Source organism: Bacillus siamensis (assembly GCF_051628075.1).
In the GTDB taxonomy this organism is placed as follows: Bacteria; Bacillota; Bacilli; order Bacillales; family Bacillaceae; genus Bacillus; species Bacillus siamensis.
In genome coordinates this window covers 3,638,621-3,655,336 of record NZ_CP155579.1, presented here as the reverse complement: position 1 = coordinate 3,655,336, position 16,716 = coordinate 3,638,621, and the positions used below count along the sequence as shown (strand labels likewise).

The 16,716-nt window shown below is 45.7% G+C and carries 19 protein-coding genes; 12 read left to right on the top strand and 7 right to left on the bottom strand.

All coding sequences use genetic code 11. The features are described from left to right. Nucleotides 1-148: 148 nt before the first annotated feature. Complete coding sequence (locus ABDB98_RS18170) at nucleotides 149-310, bottom strand: anti-repressor SinI family protein (RefSeq protein WP_060963969.1); 162 nt, start codon at nucleotides 308-310, stop codon at nucleotides 149-151. Nucleotides 311-645: 335 nt separating this feature from the next. Here ABDB98_RS18170 and ABDB98_RS18165 point away from each other — a divergent pair, with 335 nt between their 5' ends. The 4 genes from ABDB98_RS18165 to galT all read left to right on the top strand — a co-directional run bounded on the left by ABDB98_RS18165 (nucleotide 646) and on the right by galT (nucleotide 4,502). Next, nucleotides 646-1,281 (top strand): TetR/AcrR family transcriptional regulator, encoded by a 636-nt coding sequence (locus ABDB98_RS18165; protein ID WP_438420901.1) that lies wholly within the window; start codon nucleotides 646-648, stop codon nucleotides 1,279-1,281. A gap of 67 nt (nucleotides 1,282-1,348) precedes the next feature. Further along, nucleotides 1,349-1,735 (top strand): GtrA family protein, encoded by a 387-nt coding sequence (locus ABDB98_RS18160; RefSeq protein ID WP_032864817.1) that lies wholly within the window; start codon nucleotides 1,349-1,351, stop codon nucleotides 1,733-1,735. Nucleotides 1,736-1,786: 51 nt separating this feature from the next. Further along, the gene (locus ABDB98_RS18155) at nucleotides 1,787-2,971 is read left to right on the top strand and encodes a galactokinase (RefSeq protein ID WP_438420900.1); all 1,185 of its coding nucleotides are present in this window, start codon (nucleotides 1,787-1,789) and stop codon (nucleotides 2,969-2,971) included. Then, on the top strand, nucleotides 2,961-4,502 hold the full coding sequence (gene galT / locus ABDB98_RS18150) for a UDP-glucose--hexose-1-phosphate uridylyltransferase (protein ID WP_438420899.1): 1,542 nt from the start codon (nucleotides 2,961-2,963) through the stop codon (nucleotides 4,500-4,502). Before ABDB98_RS18155 ends, galT begins: the two co-directional genes overlap by 11 nt. A gap of 17 nt (nucleotides 4,503-4,519) precedes the next feature. Here galT and ABDB98_RS18145 read toward each other — a convergent pair whose 3' ends face one another. Next, nucleotides 4,520-4,765 (bottom strand): GlsB/YeaQ/YmgE family stress response membrane protein, encoded by a 246-nt coding sequence (locus tag ABDB98_RS18145; RefSeq protein WP_014419187.1) that lies wholly within the window; start codon nucleotides 4,763-4,765, stop codon nucleotides 4,520-4,522. A gap of 502 nt (nucleotides 4,766-5,267) precedes the next feature. Between ABDB98_RS18145 and qoxA the strand changes: the two genes are divergently transcribed. Genes qoxA through qoxD form a run of 4 tightly spaced genes read left to right on the top strand, consistent with a single transcriptional unit; the run spans nucleotide 5,268 to nucleotide 9,209 of the window. Continuing rightward, nucleotides 5,268-6,233 carry a cytochrome aa3 quinol oxidase subunit II gene (gene qoxA / locus ABDB98_RS18140; protein WP_095241275.1) on the top strand — a complete coding sequence of 322 codons (966 nt, stop codon included), beginning with the start codon at nucleotides 5,268-5,270 and terminating at the stop codon, nucleotides 6,231-6,233. Between the two features lie 27 nt (nucleotides 6,234-6,260). Further along, nucleotides 6,261-8,210: a cytochrome aa3 quinol oxidase subunit I gene (qoxB, locus tag ABDB98_RS18135; RefSeq protein ID WP_316099763.1), complete on the top strand. Its 1,950-nt coding sequence runs from the start codon at nucleotides 6,261-6,263 to the stop codon at nucleotides 8,208-8,210. A 14-nt stretch (nucleotides 8,211-8,224) separates the two neighbouring features. Continuing rightward, nucleotides 8,225-8,839, top strand: a complete 615-nt coding sequence (gene qoxC / locus ABDB98_RS18130; protein ID WP_013354030.1) for a cytochrome aa3 quinol oxidase subunit III — start codon at nucleotides 8,225-8,227, stop codon at nucleotides 8,837-8,839. Between the two features lies 1 nt (nucleotide 8,840). Beyond that, on the top strand, nucleotides 8,841-9,209 hold the full coding sequence (qoxD, locus tag ABDB98_RS18125) for a cytochrome aa3 quinol oxidase subunit IV (protein WP_095241156.1): 369 nt from the start codon (nucleotides 8,841-8,843) through the stop codon (nucleotides 9,207-9,209). A gap of 43 nt (nucleotides 9,210-9,252) precedes the next feature. Here qoxD and ywcE read toward each other — a convergent pair whose 3' ends face one another. Beyond that, the gene (gene ywcE / locus ABDB98_RS18120) at nucleotides 9,253-9,513 is read right to left on the bottom strand and encodes a spore morphogenesis/germination protein YwcE (RefSeq protein ID WP_060963974.1); all 261 of its coding nucleotides are present in this window, start codon (nucleotides 9,511-9,513) and stop codon (nucleotides 9,253-9,255) included. A gap of 291 nt (nucleotides 9,514-9,804) precedes the next feature. Between ywcE and ABDB98_RS18115 the strand changes: the two genes are divergently transcribed. The 3 genes from ABDB98_RS18115 (at nucleotide 9,805) to nfsA (ending at nucleotide 12,498) form a co-directional block, all read left to right on the top strand. Continuing rightward, on the top strand, nucleotides 9,805-10,263 hold the full coding sequence (locus ABDB98_RS18115; protein ID WP_438420898.1) for a GNAT family N-acetyltransferase: 459 nt from the start codon (nucleotides 9,805-9,807) through the stop codon (nucleotides 10,261-10,263). 194 nt (nucleotides 10,264-10,457) lie between these two features. Beyond that, complete coding sequence (locus ABDB98_RS18110) at nucleotides 10,458-11,645, top strand: FtsW/RodA/SpoVE family cell cycle protein (protein ID WP_438420897.1); 1,188 nt, start codon at nucleotides 10,458-10,460, stop codon at nucleotides 11,643-11,645. Between the two features lie 103 nt (nucleotides 11,646-11,748). Then, nucleotides 11,749-12,498 carry an oxygen-insensitive NADPH nitroreductase gene (gene nfsA, locus ABDB98_RS18105; RefSeq protein ID WP_438420896.1) on the top strand — a complete coding sequence of 250 codons (750 nt, stop codon included), beginning with the start codon at nucleotides 11,749-11,751 and terminating at the stop codon, nucleotides 12,496-12,498. A gap of 310 nt (nucleotides 12,499-12,808) precedes the next feature. On the opposite strand, the gene ABDB98_RS18100 is transcribed toward nfsA, so the two are convergent. The 4 genes from ABDB98_RS18100 to ABDB98_RS18085 all read right to left on the bottom strand — a co-directional run bounded on the left by ABDB98_RS18100 (nucleotide 12,809) and on the right by ABDB98_RS18085 (nucleotide 15,330). Continuing rightward, on the bottom strand, nucleotides 12,809-13,096 hold the full coding sequence (locus ABDB98_RS18100) for a Dabb family protein (protein ID WP_016937526.1): 288 nt from the start codon (nucleotides 13,094-13,096) through the stop codon (nucleotides 12,809-12,811). Then, nucleotides 13,083-13,499, bottom strand: coding sequence for a YybH family protein (locus ABDB98_RS18095; protein ID WP_438420895.1), 417 nt, complete (start codon nucleotides 13,497-13,499; stop codon nucleotides 13,083-13,085). Before ABDB98_RS18095 ends, ABDB98_RS18100 begins: the two co-directional genes overlap by 14 nt. 24 nt (nucleotides 13,500-13,523) lie before the next feature. Further along, the gene (locus tag ABDB98_RS18090; RefSeq protein ID WP_438420894.1) at nucleotides 13,524-14,324 is read right to left on the bottom strand and encodes an SDR family oxidoreductase; all 801 of its coding nucleotides are present in this window, start codon (nucleotides 14,322-14,324) and stop codon (nucleotides 13,524-13,526) included. A 76-nt stretch (nucleotides 14,325-14,400) separates the two neighbouring features. Further along, nucleotides 14,401-15,330, bottom strand: a complete 930-nt coding sequence (locus tag ABDB98_RS18085; RefSeq protein WP_438420893.1) for a helix-turn-helix transcriptional regulator — start codon at nucleotides 15,328-15,330, stop codon at nucleotides 14,401-14,403. 350 nt (nucleotides 15,331-15,680) lie between these two features. Between ABDB98_RS18085 and ABDB98_RS18080 the strand changes: the two genes are divergently transcribed. Continuing rightward, a complete protein-coding gene (locus tag ABDB98_RS18080) occupies nucleotides 15,681-16,682 on the top strand; it encodes an LLM class flavin-dependent oxidoreductase (RefSeq protein ID WP_438420892.1) in 1,002 nt (333 codons plus the stop codon). Nucleotides 16,683-16,716 lie beyond the last annotated feature (34 nt).

Sequence of the window (16,716 nt, the reverse complement as noted above, 5' to 3'; positions counted from 1 at the left end):
CGGGGGGATCTCATATCACCATGTTTGGCTGTTCAGGTAGCGGAATGGGGCGGGAATGGTTGTCCGTTCACGGTTTTGTACTCTGATTCCCCTCTTAAGATGGCAGTGTTCCTTTGAAAACTCGGGTGAAAGGATCCGCCTGTAAATCTTACTGCTGGCGGATGGTGTTTTTCATTGATGTTTTTTTCTTCACCGCTTTTTCAGTATTTAAGAATCGCCTTACATCGTCAATGTGCAAACCCATGATTCTAGCTTCTTGAATTAACAATTGCCAATCTTGATCTATATTCTTCATTACATGAGTTTTCATAAGAACCTCCAATTGAAAAAATGATTTGCCCAGCTACAGCAGCCAATGTGTAACAAATATCACACATAGTTGGCCGGTAATCCCAAATTGAAGATGAATTCACCTACCTATTCCCTAAAAAAATGACTGAAATAACCAAAATCCTTCAAGAATTCTTACATATAATAATAAACAAATAAATACTGACTGGATAGTATGTAAATAAAAATAAATCATATGACCTATTAACATTTACCCTTTGATCGTCGACTAGCATATTCTTTTTGTATAAAAAATACCGCAAAAGAATGATTCGGTGTAAGATAAAGTGAATGATCAAACAGCTGGGGTAAAAAATGAAAAAAAACAAATTTCAAATTAAGAGAGAAGAAACATTTGAAAGTTTTATTGACGCAGGCCTTCATCTCCTGATTGACAGAGCTTACGATTCAGTCTCAATCGATGACATCAGTAAAGCGGCGGGTTTCAGCAAAGGCGCGTTTTACGTTCATTTTGAAAGCAAGGAAGATTTTCTGAAGCATTTGTTAGACAGGCGTCAGATCAAAAAAAGGATCATCACGGGCTATCTCGACGAAATAGAAAAGCAAACAGCGCGGCCGTTGACGCTTTGTGAAGCCGCGGCAAGCACAGCAAGCCTGTTGATGCGGTTTGTAAACAGCAAGCCTGCCTGGAATGTGGTGTCTTTTGCCGTTCATATGCCTACTTACAAAGTCGTCAGTGAATATGAAGCGTATATCCGCCTGTATAAGTTATGGATAGAAGAAAGCGCCATGTACATAAATTGGCTCAAATCGAGAAATTTAATAGAAGACCATATAGATACCGAGCATACCGCTAAAATAATGTGCGCGCTCATCGACGGGATGATCAAGCAATCCAATGTGCTGGGAAGGCCGGTTACGTTCCGCAGCATGTTTGACGCGCTCTATGTTTTTGTCAGCGGCAGAAAATCAGGGGAACGTTCTTCTTGATTTGACAAAAGGTTTAGAAAAGTTTTTCAGAAAGCGAGGAACTGCCATGCGTTACAGAGAAATTATGATGTATATCATTATGGGTGTGTTCACGACGATCGTGAACATCGTCAGTTTTTACATTCTGACGGCGGTATTTGAGATGGATTACAAGGCGGCGACCGTCGCCGCTTGGGTTCTGTCCGTTCTATTTGCATATGTCACGAATAAACTGTATGTATTTCAGCAAAAAACCGCGGGGATGCGGAGTCTGATGAAAGAATTGACTGCCTTTTTCAGCGTGCGGGTGTTGTCTCTCGGCATAGATCTCGCGATGATGATTCTTTTGGTCAGTCAATTTCACATGAATGAAACGTTGGCGAAAATCGCCGATAACGTCATCATCGTAGTCGTCAACTATGCTGCCAGCAAGTGGATTGTTTTCAGAAAAGCGAAAGAAGGGGGCGTGTCATAACGGTTTCTTTCCGCGCCCGGGGGGAAAGAGTAACGGTGAAAGGGGATGCGTATGAAACACAAAATAAAGAAAGCGTTTGCTGATGTATTCGGGGAATCGGAAGGCCTGCGTCTTTTCTTTGCGCCCGGCAGAGTGAATCTTATCGGGGAGCATACAGATTATAACGGGGGCTGCGTCTTTCCGTGCGCGCTGACGATCGGTACATATGCAGCCGTCAGAGAAAGAGGGGACAGGCTCGTCAGAATGTACTCTCACAATTTTAAGGAAGCAGGCATAAAAGAATGCAGTCTCGATGATATCCGCTATCAGAAAGAGGACGGGTGGGCCAATTATCCGAAAGGGGTCATGGCGGAATGCCTCCGCAGCGGTTTTTCCCTTCCGCACGGCTTCGATATTGTATTCTGGGGAAATATCCCGAACGGCGCAGGGCTGTCATCATCAGCCTCTATTGAACTTGTCACGGCGGTCATTCTCAAGGAATGTCATGAGCTTGATGCAGACATGCCCGATTTGGTGAAACTGGCTCAAGCGGCGGAAAATTCCTTTATCGGCGTCAGCTGCGGCATTATGGATCAATTCGCCGTCGGGATGGGAAAGAAACATCATGCGATCCTGCTGAATTGCGGAACGCTCGCCTTTGAATATATTAGACTCGGGGTGTCGGGACTGTCGATCGTGATTGCGAATACCAATAAAAAACGGACGCTTGCAGACTCAGGCTATAATACGAGGCTCAAGGAGTGCCGGGAAGCGCTTTATGATCTGCAGAAGCACCTTTCCATTCAGTCGCTGGGGGAGCTGTCTCCCTCCGCTTTTGATTCGCATGCGGAGCTGATTCAGAATGAAGTGAACAGGCGCCGGGCGAAACACGCCGTCTATGAAAATCACCGCACCAAAAAGGCGGCCGGCATGTTCAGTAACAATCAGCTTCATCATATCGGTGAATTAATGAGGGATTCGCATCTCTCGTTACGCGATGATTACGAGGTGACAAGTTTTGAGCTGGACACACTGGCTGAAGCGGCCTGGCGCCACGAGGGGGTTGTCGGGTCAAGGATGACGGGAGCCGGTTTCGGAGGCTGTACGGTCAGTATCGTCAAGGATGATGCGGTTTCAGATTTTATTGAAACGGCAGGCGCCTGCTATGAGGAACAGACCGGGGGAAAGGCCGATTTTTACACGGCGGACATCGGAGCCGGAGCGAGAGAACTAAGGGGGGATGACGATGGCGATTGAGCGGCATGTGGAACGTTTAATCCGGTACGGACTGCAAAAAGAGCTGATTTCCTTTCTTGATATTGAATATACAAGAAACCGTTTATATGAAACTTTGCATATCACCCATCCGGCGCCATCAGCACGGACGGAAAATGAATCGGAGGCATCTCTGCCGGACATATTGGCCCCGATTTACGAATGGGCGGCAAAGGCGGGCCGGATTGCAGCCGATACAGACACATATCGCGATCTGCTGAGTGCGAAGATCATGGGCTGCTTTGCCCCGCAGCCGTCTGAGATTGTCCGGCGCTTTGAAGAAACAAAGGCGATGCACGGGCCGGAGCAGGCGACAAAGGCATTTTACCGATTTTCAGAGGATGTGTATTATATCCGTTCGGACAGAATTCAGCGGAATATCGGGTGGACGGCTGAGACAGCTTACGGAAAGCTGGATATCACGATCAACCTTTCAAAACCTGAAAAAGATCCGAAAGCAATTGCCGCTGCCAAAGAGCAGCCTCAATCCGAGTATCCGAGATGTGTTCTCTGTAAAGAAAACGTCGGGTACGAAGGGAGGCCGGATCACCCCGCGCGTCAAAACCTTCGCGTCATTCCGGTGATTCTCGGCGAGGAGCAGTGGTTTCTGCAATTTTCTCCGTATGTGTATTACCGGGAGCATTGCATCGTATTGAAAGACCGGCACGAACCGATGAAGATCAGCAAAAAAACGTTCGACAGGCTGCTGGCGTTCGTCAGCCAGTACCCTCATTATTTTCTCGGTTCCAATGCTGATTTGCCGATTGTCGGCGGCAGTATTTTAAGCCACGATCATTTTCAGGGCGGCGATCATGAATTTCCCATGGCGCAGGCGGAGACAGAAAGCCGGTACAGGCTGCCTGATTATCCGAAGACGAAGATGGGCATTGTGAAGTGGCCGATGTCGGTCATCCGTCTGCAAAGCGAGAGCGCATCTGAGCTATCTGGCGCGGCGGACACCATCCTGCGGGCATGGCGCGGTTATACTGATGAAGCGGCGGATATCCTCGCTTATTCAGGAGAAACACCGCACAATACAATTACGCCGATAGCCCGGCGGAGAAACGGTTTATTCGAATTAGATCTCGTCCTCAGAAATAACCGCACCTCTGATGAACATCCGCTGGGAATTTTTCATCCCCATCAGGAAGTTCATCATCTGAAAAAAGAAAATATCGGACTGATTGAGGTGATGGGGCTGGCGATTCTGCCGGGGCGTCTTGAACAAGAGATGAAACGCACGGCTGAAGCGCTGTGTTCACCGGACCCGGATGCGGCCTTGACGGCCGATCCTTCTGCGGCCAAGCATAAAGATTGGGCGCTCGGCGTGCTGCATAAGCGGAAGGTAACGAAAGAAAACGCGGAACAGATTCTAAAAGAAGAAATCGGCCATGTCTTTGCGCGGATATTGGAGCATGCCGGCGTCTTTAAACAGACAGAGGAAGGCAGAGCGGCTTTCCGGCGGTTTATCGGCCATTTGCACGCTCTGCCTGAAAAAAGCCTCGTCCCTTAAGGGACGAGGCTTTTTTTTTATCCTCTGCTTCTGGCGATCAGGCTGAACAAGAATACCACGATCGCCGCTCCGATGATTGCCGGAATGATGGCAAAGCCGGCAAGGTGAGGGCCCCATGTGCCGAGCAGGCCGTGCCCGATCCATGCGCCGATCAGACCTGCGATCATTGACCCGATAATCCCCCCGGGCATACTTCCTTTTACAAATAAACTTCCGATCCAGCCGATAATAATGGCAACAATCAGAGATACGATAAAACTCATAAATATCACTTCCTATTTTTTATTATTTATGCCTATATGATTCCTTCGTTTTGTCTATATTAAACATATGAATGTGTTTTTTATAATGAACATATCAAGGCGCGTTCCGGTCTTTTTTTTCCCTATGCGTTGCGTTAAAATGGTAACCGTGTGAAAAGGTGAGAGCAAAGGGAAAAATATTTTCTTTATGGAATGGTTAACAAAATGAAACTTTTTGTTGACCCGCGTTTTTTATTGTGGTAAACCTTTATTTGGTATTATTCATTCTCACTATCTTTTTTCTCTATATATGCTAAATGATCTAAAACTTTTTATGTTTGATTTACGCAAGTGAAAAAAGTTCATGCATTTTTTGACGATTTTGTGACATTAGGGCGAAAAAAAGATGAACTTTAGAAAAAAATAAAGCTAATAAGGGCAGATTTTGATAGCATAACAAGGTAGATAGAGAAAAGATTTTGAGAAAGTACATTTCAGATTCACTACATCAATAGGAAGGATGGTGATCTTCTTGTTCAGAGCATTTAAACCGTTACTTTTATTAGCGATGTTGGCTGTTGTTTTCGTACTGGGCGGATGCAGCGACATTTCCGTGTTAGATCCGAAAGGACCTGTAGCAGACCAGCAAAAAGATCTGATTCTCTTGTCAATCGGATTTATGCTGTTCATTGTCGGCGTCGTATTCGTACTATTTACAATCATTTTAGTGAAATACCGCGACCGCAAAGGCAAAGACAGCGGAAATTACAAGCCTGAGATGCACGGCAACACGTTCTTAGAAGTAGTCTGGACAGTGATCCCAATTTTAATTGTCATTGCACTTTCTGTGCCTACCGTACAGACGATATATTCGTTAGAAAAAGCGCCTGAAGCGACTAAGGATAAAGAACCGCTTGTCGTTTATGCTACTTCGGTAGACTGGAAATGGGTATTCAGCTACCCTGAGCAGGATATTGAGACGGTAAATTACCTGAACATTCCTGTAGACCGTCCGGTATTATTTAAAATTTCTTCAGCAGATTCAATGGCGTCGCTATGGATTCCTCAGCTTGGGGGACAAAAATACGCGATGGCGGGAATGCTGATGGATCAATACTTACAGGCTGACAAAGTGGGAACATATGAAGGCCGCAACGCGAACTTCACCGGCGAACACTTTGCCGACCAGAAATTCAACGTAAAAGCCGTTACGCAAAAAGACTTTAACAGCTGGGTGAAAAAAGCCCAAAGCAATTCTCCAAAGCTGACGAAAGAGAAGTATGACGAACTGATGCTTCCGGAGAATGTCGGTAAATTAACGTTCTCTTCTACACACTTAAAATACGTTGACCACGGCCAAGATGCCGAATATGCGATGGAGGCGCGCAAACGCCTTGGCTACAAAGCCGTATCACCGCACTCTAAAACAGATCCGTGGGAAAATGTAAAGAAAAACGAATTTAAAGTATCCGACGATAAACAAGATTGAAATTGAACAAGAAAGGAGGAAGCCCGAATGAAATTGAGATGGGATGAATTTTTTGTAACAGGTGACCCATTAATTCTGGGCGCACAAGTTTCCATTGCGCTTTCCACTATTGCTATCATCGTTGTACTCACATACTTCAAAAAGTGGAAATGGCTCTGGTCTGAATGGCTTACATCTGTAGACCATAAGAAACTTGGAATCATGTACATTATCTCTGCTGTTATCATGCTGTTCCGCGGCGGGGTAGACGGCTTGATGATGCGTGCCCAGTTAGCGCTTCCTAATAACAATTTTTTAGACTCAAACCACTATAATGAGATCTTTACGACTCACGGTACGATCATGATTATCTTCATGGCGATGCCGTTTTTAATCGGTCTGATCAACGTTGTCGTACCTTTGCAGATCGGTGCGCGCGACGTAGCATTCCCGTACTTGAACAACCTGAGTTTCTGGACGTTCTTCGTAGGTGCGATGCTATTCAATATTTCTTTCGTTATCGGGGGTTCTCCGAACGCAGGCTGGACGAGTTACATGCCGCTGGCAAGCAACGACATGAGCCCTGGGCCTGGTGAGAACTTCTACCTGCTCGGTCTTCAGATTGCCGGTATCGGTACGCTGATGACGGGTATCAACTTTATGGTGACAATCCTGAAAATGCGTACGAAAGGCATGACGCTGATGCGTATGCCGATGTTCACATGGACGACGCTGATTACAATGGTTATTATCGTATTCGCCTTCCCTGTTCTGACAGTGGCATTGGCGCTCTTATCATTTGACCGTTTGTTCGGCGCTCACTTCTTCACGCTGGAAGCCGGCGGTATGCCGATGCTTTGGGCTAACTTATTCTGGATTTGGGGACACCCTGAAGTTTATATCGTTATCTTACCGGCATTCGGTATTTTCTCTGAAATTATTTCAGCTTTTGCAAGAAAGCAGTTATTCGGTTACAAAGCGATGGTCGGCTCTATTATCGCCATTTCCGTCCTGAGTTTCCTTGTATGGACTCACCACTTCTTCACAATGGGGAACAGTGCGTCTGTTAACTCTTTCTTCTCGATTACAACGATGGCGATTTCGGTTCCGACCGGGGTTAAAATCTTTAACTGGCTCTTTACGATGTATAAAGGCCGAATCAGTTTTACAACACCGATGCTTTGGGCGCTTGCGTTCATCCCGAACTTCGTTGTCGGCGGGGTAACAGGGGTTATGCTCGCGATGGCTGCAGCGGATTATCAATACCATAATACGTACTTCCTTGTATCTCACTTCCACTATGTGCTGATCGCGGGGACGGTATTTGCGTGTTTCGCAGGATTTATTTTCTGGTATCCGAAAATGTTCGGCCACAAGCTGAACGAAAGAATCGGAAAATGGTTCTTCTGGATCTTTATGATCGGATTTAATGTATGTTTCTTCCCTCAATACTTCCTGGGGCTGCAAGGTATGCCTCGCCGTATTTACACTTACGGACCGAATGACGGATGGACTGCATTAAACTTTATTTCAACTGTCGGAGCCTTCATGATGGGTGTCGGATTCTTAATCCTTTGCTACAACATCTACTACAGCTTCCGCTACTCTACTCGCGAGATCAGCGGAGATTCATGGGGCGTGGGACGTACGCTTGAGTGGGCGACTTCATCTGCGATTCCGCCGCACTACAACTTTGCGGTGCTTCCTGAAGTGAAATCTCAAGATGCGTACCTGCAATTGAAAGAAGACAAAACGGATATTCATCCGGAAAGCAAATTCAAGAAAATCCATATGCCGCACAACTCCGGCAGACCGCTTATTATGTCAGTCGCGTTCGGTTTTGCAGGCTTCGGACTTGTATTTGAATGGTTCTGGATGGGCATTGTCGGCTTGATCGGCATTCTGCTTTGCATGGTGCTTCGTTCATTTGAATATGACAATGGCTACTATATACCTGTTGAGGAAATAAAAGAGACGGAAAGAAAGATTTCCGAATAAAGGAGGCGTGATTTATGGAACATGCAGAACACGGCAATTCTAACGCGCCTATGGAATATCAATCTGAAACCGGCAGACTCAATATTCTCGGGTTTTGGATCTTTTTAGGGGCAGAGATTGTGTTGTTCTCAACACTATTTGCAACCTTCTTCGTTCTTCAAAGAAGAACAGCAGGAGGGGTCTTACCGGCTGAATTATTTGAAGTGAAGCTTGTCATGATCATGACATTCCTGCTTCTGATCAGCAGTTTCACCTGCGGGATCGCTGTTCATGAAATGCGTCGCGGAAGTTTAAAAGGCGTCGTCATTTGGACGATCATTACGCTTCTTCTCGGCGCGGGCTTCGTCGGATGTGAGCTTAACGAGTTCATCCATTATGTACATGAAGGAGCATCTCTCGGTACAAGTGCTTTCTGGTCTGGATTCTTCGTCCTTCTGGGAACGCACGGAACGCACGTAACGATCGGTATCTTCTGGATTACCGGCATCTTACTGCAATTGAAGAAACGCGGATTAACACCGCAGACGTCTTCAAAAATCTTTATCTCAAGTTTATACTGGCACTTCTTAGACGTTGTTTGGATTTTCATCTTTACAGGCGTCTATCTCATCGGATTGGGGGGACTATAATATGGCAAACAAATCTGCTGAACACAGCCACTTTCCGTGGAAGCATATCGTAGGTTTTGCGTTGTCTATTATTCTGACCCTGCTGGCCCTTTGGGTTGCGGTATACACAGATTTAAGTTCATCAGCAAAACTCTGGATTATTTTCGGATTCGCATTTATTCAAGCCGGCCTGCAGCTTCTCATGTTCATGCACATGACAGAAAGCGAAAACGGCGGAATACAAGTCGGAAACACGCTCTTCGGATTTTTCGGAGCGATTGTCATCATCCTTGGTTCCATCTGGATCTTTGCGGCGCACTACCAACACGGTGACCATATGGATGGAAACCCTCCAGGCGGTGCAAAACAACATTCCGAACATAAGGAATAAAAAGAAACCCTCTTCGTTCAGGCGAAGAGGGTTTTTTGTGCCTTTATCGGCTTCTTCTCCGGCGCAGGCGCGGAAGACCGTAAATGATAAAGGCGGCGATATGGGCAACGATGACGTTGACGGCAAACAGGATAATCATGAGTGTGTGGCCGAGAGGGGATAGACTGCTGGTTGCGTAAAAGTAGAAGAAAACCCACATTAAAATGATTGGCGGTATGGCCGAGAGGGCCACTTTTTTGTTATCCAGCCAGATAAAGAGGGGTGTTGCGCTTGCGACCAGTAAATAAGCAAAAAACATGTCCATCTTACGTGTCTCCTTTCATTTTATGGCAACGTTTCCAAAATGAAATACAGAGAATAAAATGTGTCTGTTTTGTGGTCGTTTTTTGAATATTTTGTTACAATTATTATACCATGTTTTCCAATTTTTGATACCTCTTTTTCGAGAAATGTATTGCAACTATTGCCCCATTTTTGAATAGGTACAAGAAACCGGAAAGGTCAACCACCCTGTCACATTTCCATACAATGGAGTGGCGCAGGCTGTGAACATTTGCTATGGTCAAAGAAAATATGCACAGCAAGGGTGGTTGAAGTGCACGTAAGGAAAGAAGATGTAACAGCGCCGGATGTCATTGCGCTTTTGCAGGCGCATCTGAAGAGCATGACCCTGCATTCTCCCCCGGAGAGTATACACGCGCTCAATGCGGACCGCCTGCGCCAGCCTGACGTTACGTTTTGGAGTGCGAGGGAAGACGGCGTCCTGCTCGGCTGCGGCGCCTTAAAGGAGCTGAACAGCCGGCACGGTGAGGTGAAATCAATGAAAACCTCTCCGCAGCATGTCAGAAAAGGCGCAGCCAAACGAATCCTTCACCATATAATTGAAGAAGCAAAGCAAAGAGGCTATCAGCGGATCAGCTTGGAAACCGGTTCGATGGATGCTTTTCTCCCCGCCAGGCGCCTGTATGAAAAAACCGGGTTTCAATATTGTGGACCGTTTGCAGACTACAATGAGGACCCGAACAGTTTGTTTATGACATTAAACATGAGCTGAATCCCCTTTTCTGACGAGAAGGGGTTTTTTTATCGGAAAAGTTTCACCATGACCGAAACATTTCCTTTTCTGACACGTCATATGTCGTGTAGTCCCCAAACCGTAAAAAGAAACAACCTCATCATGTTTTCTTGAACGGTGTTCATGTATAATAAACAATAGTGACTTCCGATGAAAATGTAAGGCGGGATAGAATGAGTCGATATAAGAAACAGCAAAATCCCTATTATCAGGGGGATTTGATTTTTATATTTGGTGTGTTTTTAATAATTAGTGTTGCGGCGATTTATGCGGCCGGACAGTTCGGGCAGTATGGAGATAATGCTTGGATGAAACAAGTTATTTTTTATATCGTTGGTGCTGGGCTAATAGGGTTATTGCTTTATTTCGATTTGGAACAGTTAGAGAAGCTTAGCATTTATGTTCTAGCTGCTGGAGTACTTTCATTACTCCTTTTGCGAATTGCGCCGGAATCCATAGCACCAATAAAGAATGGAGCTAAAAGTTGGTTTCAGTTTGGTAAATTTACCCTCCAGCCATCTGAGTTTACGAAAATAGGAATTATGATGATGGTCGCGTCCATTATATCGAAGGCAAGCCCGAAAGATCAAAGATCACTTCGGGAAGATGTGAATCTGCTTTTGAAAATTGCGGCATGGACAGTGATTCCGATCGGACTGATCGTTTTGCAGGATGCCGGAACGGGAGCGATCTGTCTGTTTATCGTTATGGTGATGGTGTTTATGTCGGGTGTGAACTGGAAGCTGATCACCATTATCGGCGGATCAGCCGCCCTTGTTGTCGCCCTTTTCTTAGCGCTCGTAATTGAATTTCCCCATGTGGCAAATTCAATCGGCATTGCGGACTATCAAATTAACCGGATTACATCGTGGATGTCTGATTCAAGCGCGGCTACGACACAGGCAGAGAGTGACAAAAGCTGGCAGGTGGATCAGGCCGTTATGGCGATCGGCTCGGGCGGTATTACCGGAAACGGCGTTCATAATCTAAAAGTGTACGTGCCTGAAGGACAGACCGACTTTATCTTTGCGATTTTGGGTGAAAGTTTCGGGTTTTTAGGCTGTGCCATTGCGGTTGTCATGTTTTTCTTTTTAATTTACAGGCTTGTGGTGCTGATTGACCGTCTGCATGCCTTTAACCGATTCGGCGCATTCTTTTGCGTAGGATTTACTGCACTTATCGTGATTCACACCTTCCAGAACATCGGGATGAATATCGGCATTATGCCGGTTACCGGAATTCCGCTGCTGTTTGTCAGCTATGGAGGGAGCTCGGTGCTATCTACATTGATCAGCTTCGGGATTGTATATAACGCAAGTGTGCAGCTGACGAAATATAAAAGTTATTTGTTCAATTCATAATGTCAGGCGGCTCGTTTTTCGGGCTGTCTTTTTTTGTTCAGAGCATTTTGCTTTTGACATGATTCCCTTTGGGATATGATATATAGAGAAGGAGGCTTTTTATATGAACAATACCATCGAAACTATACTTAATCATCGGTCGATCCGATCATTTACTGACGAGCTGCTGACAGCAGAAGAGATAGATACATTAGTGAAAAGCGCCCAGGCGGCGTCAACATCCAGTTACGTGCAGGCTTACTCCATCATCGGCGTAACTGATCCGGAGAAAAAGCAAAAGCTGGCGGCGCTGGCCGGAAATCAGCCTTACGTCGAGAATAACGGGCACTTGTTTGTGTTTTGCGCTGATTTGTACCGTCATAAAAAACTTGCTGAAGAAAAAGGCGAAAACATTACAGAGCTTCTTGAGAATACGGAAATGTTTATGGTCAGCGTCATTGATGCCGCACTTGCTGCACAAAACGTAAGTGTTGCCGCAGAATCAATGGGCCTTGGCATTTGTTACATCGGAGGCATTCGGAATGAGCTTGATCAGGTGACGGAAGTGCTCGGTACACCTGACCATGTGCTGCCGCTGTTCGGTCTGGTAGTCGGCCACCCCGCTCATCCGTCAGGTCAAAAGCCGCGTTTGCCGAAACAAGCCGTATATCATGAAAACACGTATGATACGAATGACGAAAACTTCCGCAGTTATATGAAGGAATATGATGAAACCATCTCCGATTATTATGATAAACGGACAAACGGCAAGCGGGTTGAAACATGGTCTGATCAAATTCTGCAGTTCATGAAACAAAAACCGAGAACGTATTTAAATCAATACGTAAAAGATAAAGGTTTTCAAAAAAATTAAGAAAAACCTCTCCTGACGGGAGAGGTTTTTTTATGTTTCACGTGTAACATATTTCGACAAAATGGAACATCTGCGATGATGTACAGTTTCAAAATTTGATGAGTTGCCGTTCCGGGTTTTGAACTTTCACATATCGTCTTTTTTTCATTAATAATCGAGACTACATTCAATACACAACAGAGCAGCTCTGTTTGCCTTAGTACATCTTTGAACCGAAGTTCTAAAACAGTGAATAACGTGAATATGGCTGATCTCTGTATATAAGTGAAGTTAATTGACTTAACTGGCAGTCTCATTCCTCATCGTCTTATTATAATTCATAGCAAACGGACGCCTGCGTCTCCAGAACCGTGCTAATAAACTTAGCGATGTCTTGATGAACCGGGTGTGTAAGGTACTCTTCCATATCCCCCAAGGAAGCAAACTTAGTGATCAGAATCAAATCATATCCTGAAGGGGCAGGGCGAATGTTAGCTTCAACCTGAACATCGAGAAGAACGTCTATTTTTCCCTTCATGCCCAGCAGAACGGTTTGAACTTGCTTGATATGCTCTGGGCTCATGTCCTTCAGCTTCAGCAGCACGTTATTTACTATCATTTTTATGTTCCTCCTGGTTTCTTATCTGGATTACCGTTTCTGTTTGTTCGGGTTCTTTAGAAAGCTGGATCGCAAGCTGCTTAATCTTGTGGTTATGAATCTGAAAATAAAAATCTAAATAGAGAGGGTTCGGCAGGCTGGTTTTGTCAAAATCGCCGTCAACCTTAAAAACCGCCGTGATTTCCGCCTTATCCTGTCTATGCCTTTGTAAGTCAAGCGTTACTTTTGCATCAAAATGATGTTCGTCACTCCATTTTCTTATAGCGGATTTGCCTGCCCACACTTTGCCTTCATCAAAGATCATAGCATCCTCCGAAAAACAGTTGATATAGGCATCCGGGTCGGGTTTATTGGAAGCGGCTATAAAATCTTGTATAACTTGCGGAAGAGCACTAGGCTCCATAAGATCAACTCCTTTGTCATTTCGTTAAACGGTGCGGATGGTTCCGCCGTCAATAACATATTCACAACCCGTTACATAAGAGGCTCTGCTTGACGCAAGGAATGCGGCAAGCTCGGCAACCTCCTCAGGTTGAGCCGGACGGCCGAGGGGAATGCCGCCAAGCTCGTCCATTAACTGCTGACGGGCGGCTAGATAGTCGGTTCCGGCTTGTTTAGCCATTCTCTCAATTAACTGTTCAGCTGCTTCTGTTTCGGTAAATCCCGGTGCTAGCGCGTTGATTCTTATCCCCTCAGGGCCGAATTGGGTCGCCAGGTTTTTACTGTAGTTAACTAGTGCAGCTTTGGCAGCCGAATAAGGCATGGTCATGTTGCCCGGCAGCTTTCGTTGAATAGATGATATATGGACAATCACTCCGCTTTGCTGCTTGACCATGTAAGGCAGAAATCCGCGATCGAGGCGGACGGAAGAAAACAGATTTGCGTTAAACGCTGTCTGCCAATCCTCGTCTGTTAAAGCTAAAGCCCCTGCCGTGCTACTTGAGGAACCTCCGACATTATTAATCAAAATATCCAGACCGCCGAATTTATGAATTGTTTCCTTAATGATATGATCTATGCCTTCTGGAAGGCAGACATCGGCCTGAATAAACCCTGCGCCTTCAGGCAATGCCTCGGGTAATGATCTTGCCGTAGCTATAACTTCAGCTCCTGCCGCATGCAGACGTTTGACGATGGCTCTGCCGATTCCCCGTGTTCCGCCGGTCACTAGGATCCGTTTACCTGCAAATTCTTTGCTCATATTTAATAAGTACGGACTGTTTTCCATCGTTCTGCTGAATCCTCCTTCAAATGTTGAGTACAAGTCTAGTTTAATCAACAGAACCTGACAGCATCGTGTCCAGTTACCTCAAATATTTTTCGGCCATTCTGGCAGTGCGATTTTTCATTTCCAGTCTGACAGATGCCGGCTCAATGACTTCCAGTAAATCTCCAAAGGAAAGTAGATAGTGATAAAGCCATTCACCGGGAGGAATATCTGAAGTGACCCGGAAAGACCCGTCTTCCAGTTTTAAAATGTCTTCTTCTTTAAACTCATCCACGATTCGATAGGCTCCCGCTTGGTCTATTTTTAATACCAGAGGGATTCTCTGCGGTTCTTTAACCGATTCTTCTGCAGAAGAAGTCATGGAAGGCTCCGACCAGCCATGCTGAAGGTGAAGTCCCATCTCCTCTCCGGTTAAAAGTCGGACATTCGACATTCTGTTAATTTTAAAGGTTCTTAAAGCGTTTTTTTCGAAACTGAAGGCTTCAATGTACCACGCTCTATCTTTAAAAAGCAGTTTCATTGGCGCGGCTCTCCGGCTTTTTTGTTCTCCGGCAGCACTCAAATAGGTAAATGAAATCACTTTCTGCTCCAAGATTGCCTGTTTCAGAAGTACAAACAGCTCTTTTTGTTTTTGCCCGCTTCCCCATGAGGAAAAATCCACTTCAATCCAGTTGATGCTGTTTTTCCTGAAAAGGCTGCTCAATTTCTCAAAAATCGCATTGGAATCAGGGTATTGGGCAGCGGCTAAGCTTTGGAGAGCAAAAAGGATCTCATCCTGCTCCTTGTCGGTAAGCATAGATTTGTTCAGAACAAACCTGTCGGAAAGGGAAATGCCGCCCCCTTTCCCTTGTACGGTATAAATCGGAATTCCAGCCTGGCTTAAAGCCTCAACATCCCTATAGATCGTTCTGACAGACACCTCAAAACGCTCAGCCAGCTCTGGTGCCGTAACGGTTCCATTTTCCAATAAAATATAAATCACTTGAAATAATCTGCTGATTTGCATCCACTCACCTCTGGGTTTTTAGTATATCCATTAAAACTTGACAACAAGATGTCAGGTTAAAATAATTTCTTAAAATCTCCCTCTTTGTAAATGTTAACATGGCTGAAGTTCCGAGCCACTCGTCTACGGACACACAGCCAGCATGCCGATATCGCTTGCAATGGAAACAAAAGAAGCAATCAGGTGGTATTGCAGTATTCCTTGAGGTTAAAGATAAAGGCAGCCCGTTTGGCATTTGTGAGGTCGCGAGGAAGCTAAATCATCGTAATAACAAACCAAGATGACGAAGAAAGTCGCCAGACTTCATATGATCGGCCTAGCAGTGGTACGATGTTGAGGAGGTGACAGTGATGATTTCATTAAGTATATTAGATCAATCTCCTGTATCAGAAGGGAGTACTGCAGAGAGTGCGCTGCGGGATACAGTGAGGCTCGCGCAGGAGGCGGAGAAACTCGGATATAAGAGGTTCTGGGTGTCAGAGCATCATTTTTCAGAGCGATTGGCGGGTTCAAGCCCTGAAGTGCTCATCAGCCATATTGCGGCGAAAACGAACAGAATCCGTGTAGGCTCGGGCGGTGTCATGCTTCCGCATTACAGCGCATATAAGGTGGCGGAGAATTTCCGCGTGCTTGAAGGTTTGACGCCGGGCAGAATTGATCTCGGATTGGGACGGGCGCCGGGCGGAATGCCGATCGCGTCATGGGCGCTGAATGACGGCGGGAAGCGGAATGCTGATCAATACCCGCAGCAGATTCGTGAGCTGGCGATGTATTTGCATGATACAGCCGACGAAAATCACCGTTTTCCGAATCTGACGGCATCACCCCTTATTAAGACTGCGCCGGAAATCTGGCTTCTCGGTTCTTCGGGGGAAAGCGCGCTTCTGAGCGCAGAAAATGGAGCAGGCTATATGTTTGCCCATTTTATTAATGGAGAAGGCGGAGAAAGCACGACGGCACAATATAAGCGCCGATTTAAACCTTCTGTATTAGGAAAAGAACCAAAAACGGCCGTGGCGGTATTTGTACTGTGCGCGGATACTGAAGAGAAAGCGGAGGAACTCGCGGCCGTCATGGATTATACGCTTCTTGCGGGTGAACAGGGGATTCCGCTTCAGGGCGTACCGTCTTACGAAACCGTCCGCGGCAATACGTATACACCGTATGAACAAAGACGAATTGCTGATAATCGGAATCGAATGATCATCGGAACAAAGCAGCAAGTGAAAGAACAGATTCTGGCTCTCAGTAAAGCATATGGAACGGAAGAAGTGATGGCTGTGACCATTACTCATCAGTTTGAAGATAAACTTCAGTCGTACCGGCTGCTTCGCGAAGCCTTTGCCGAATGATCAGAAAGAAACCCTGCTGATGCTTCAGCAGGGT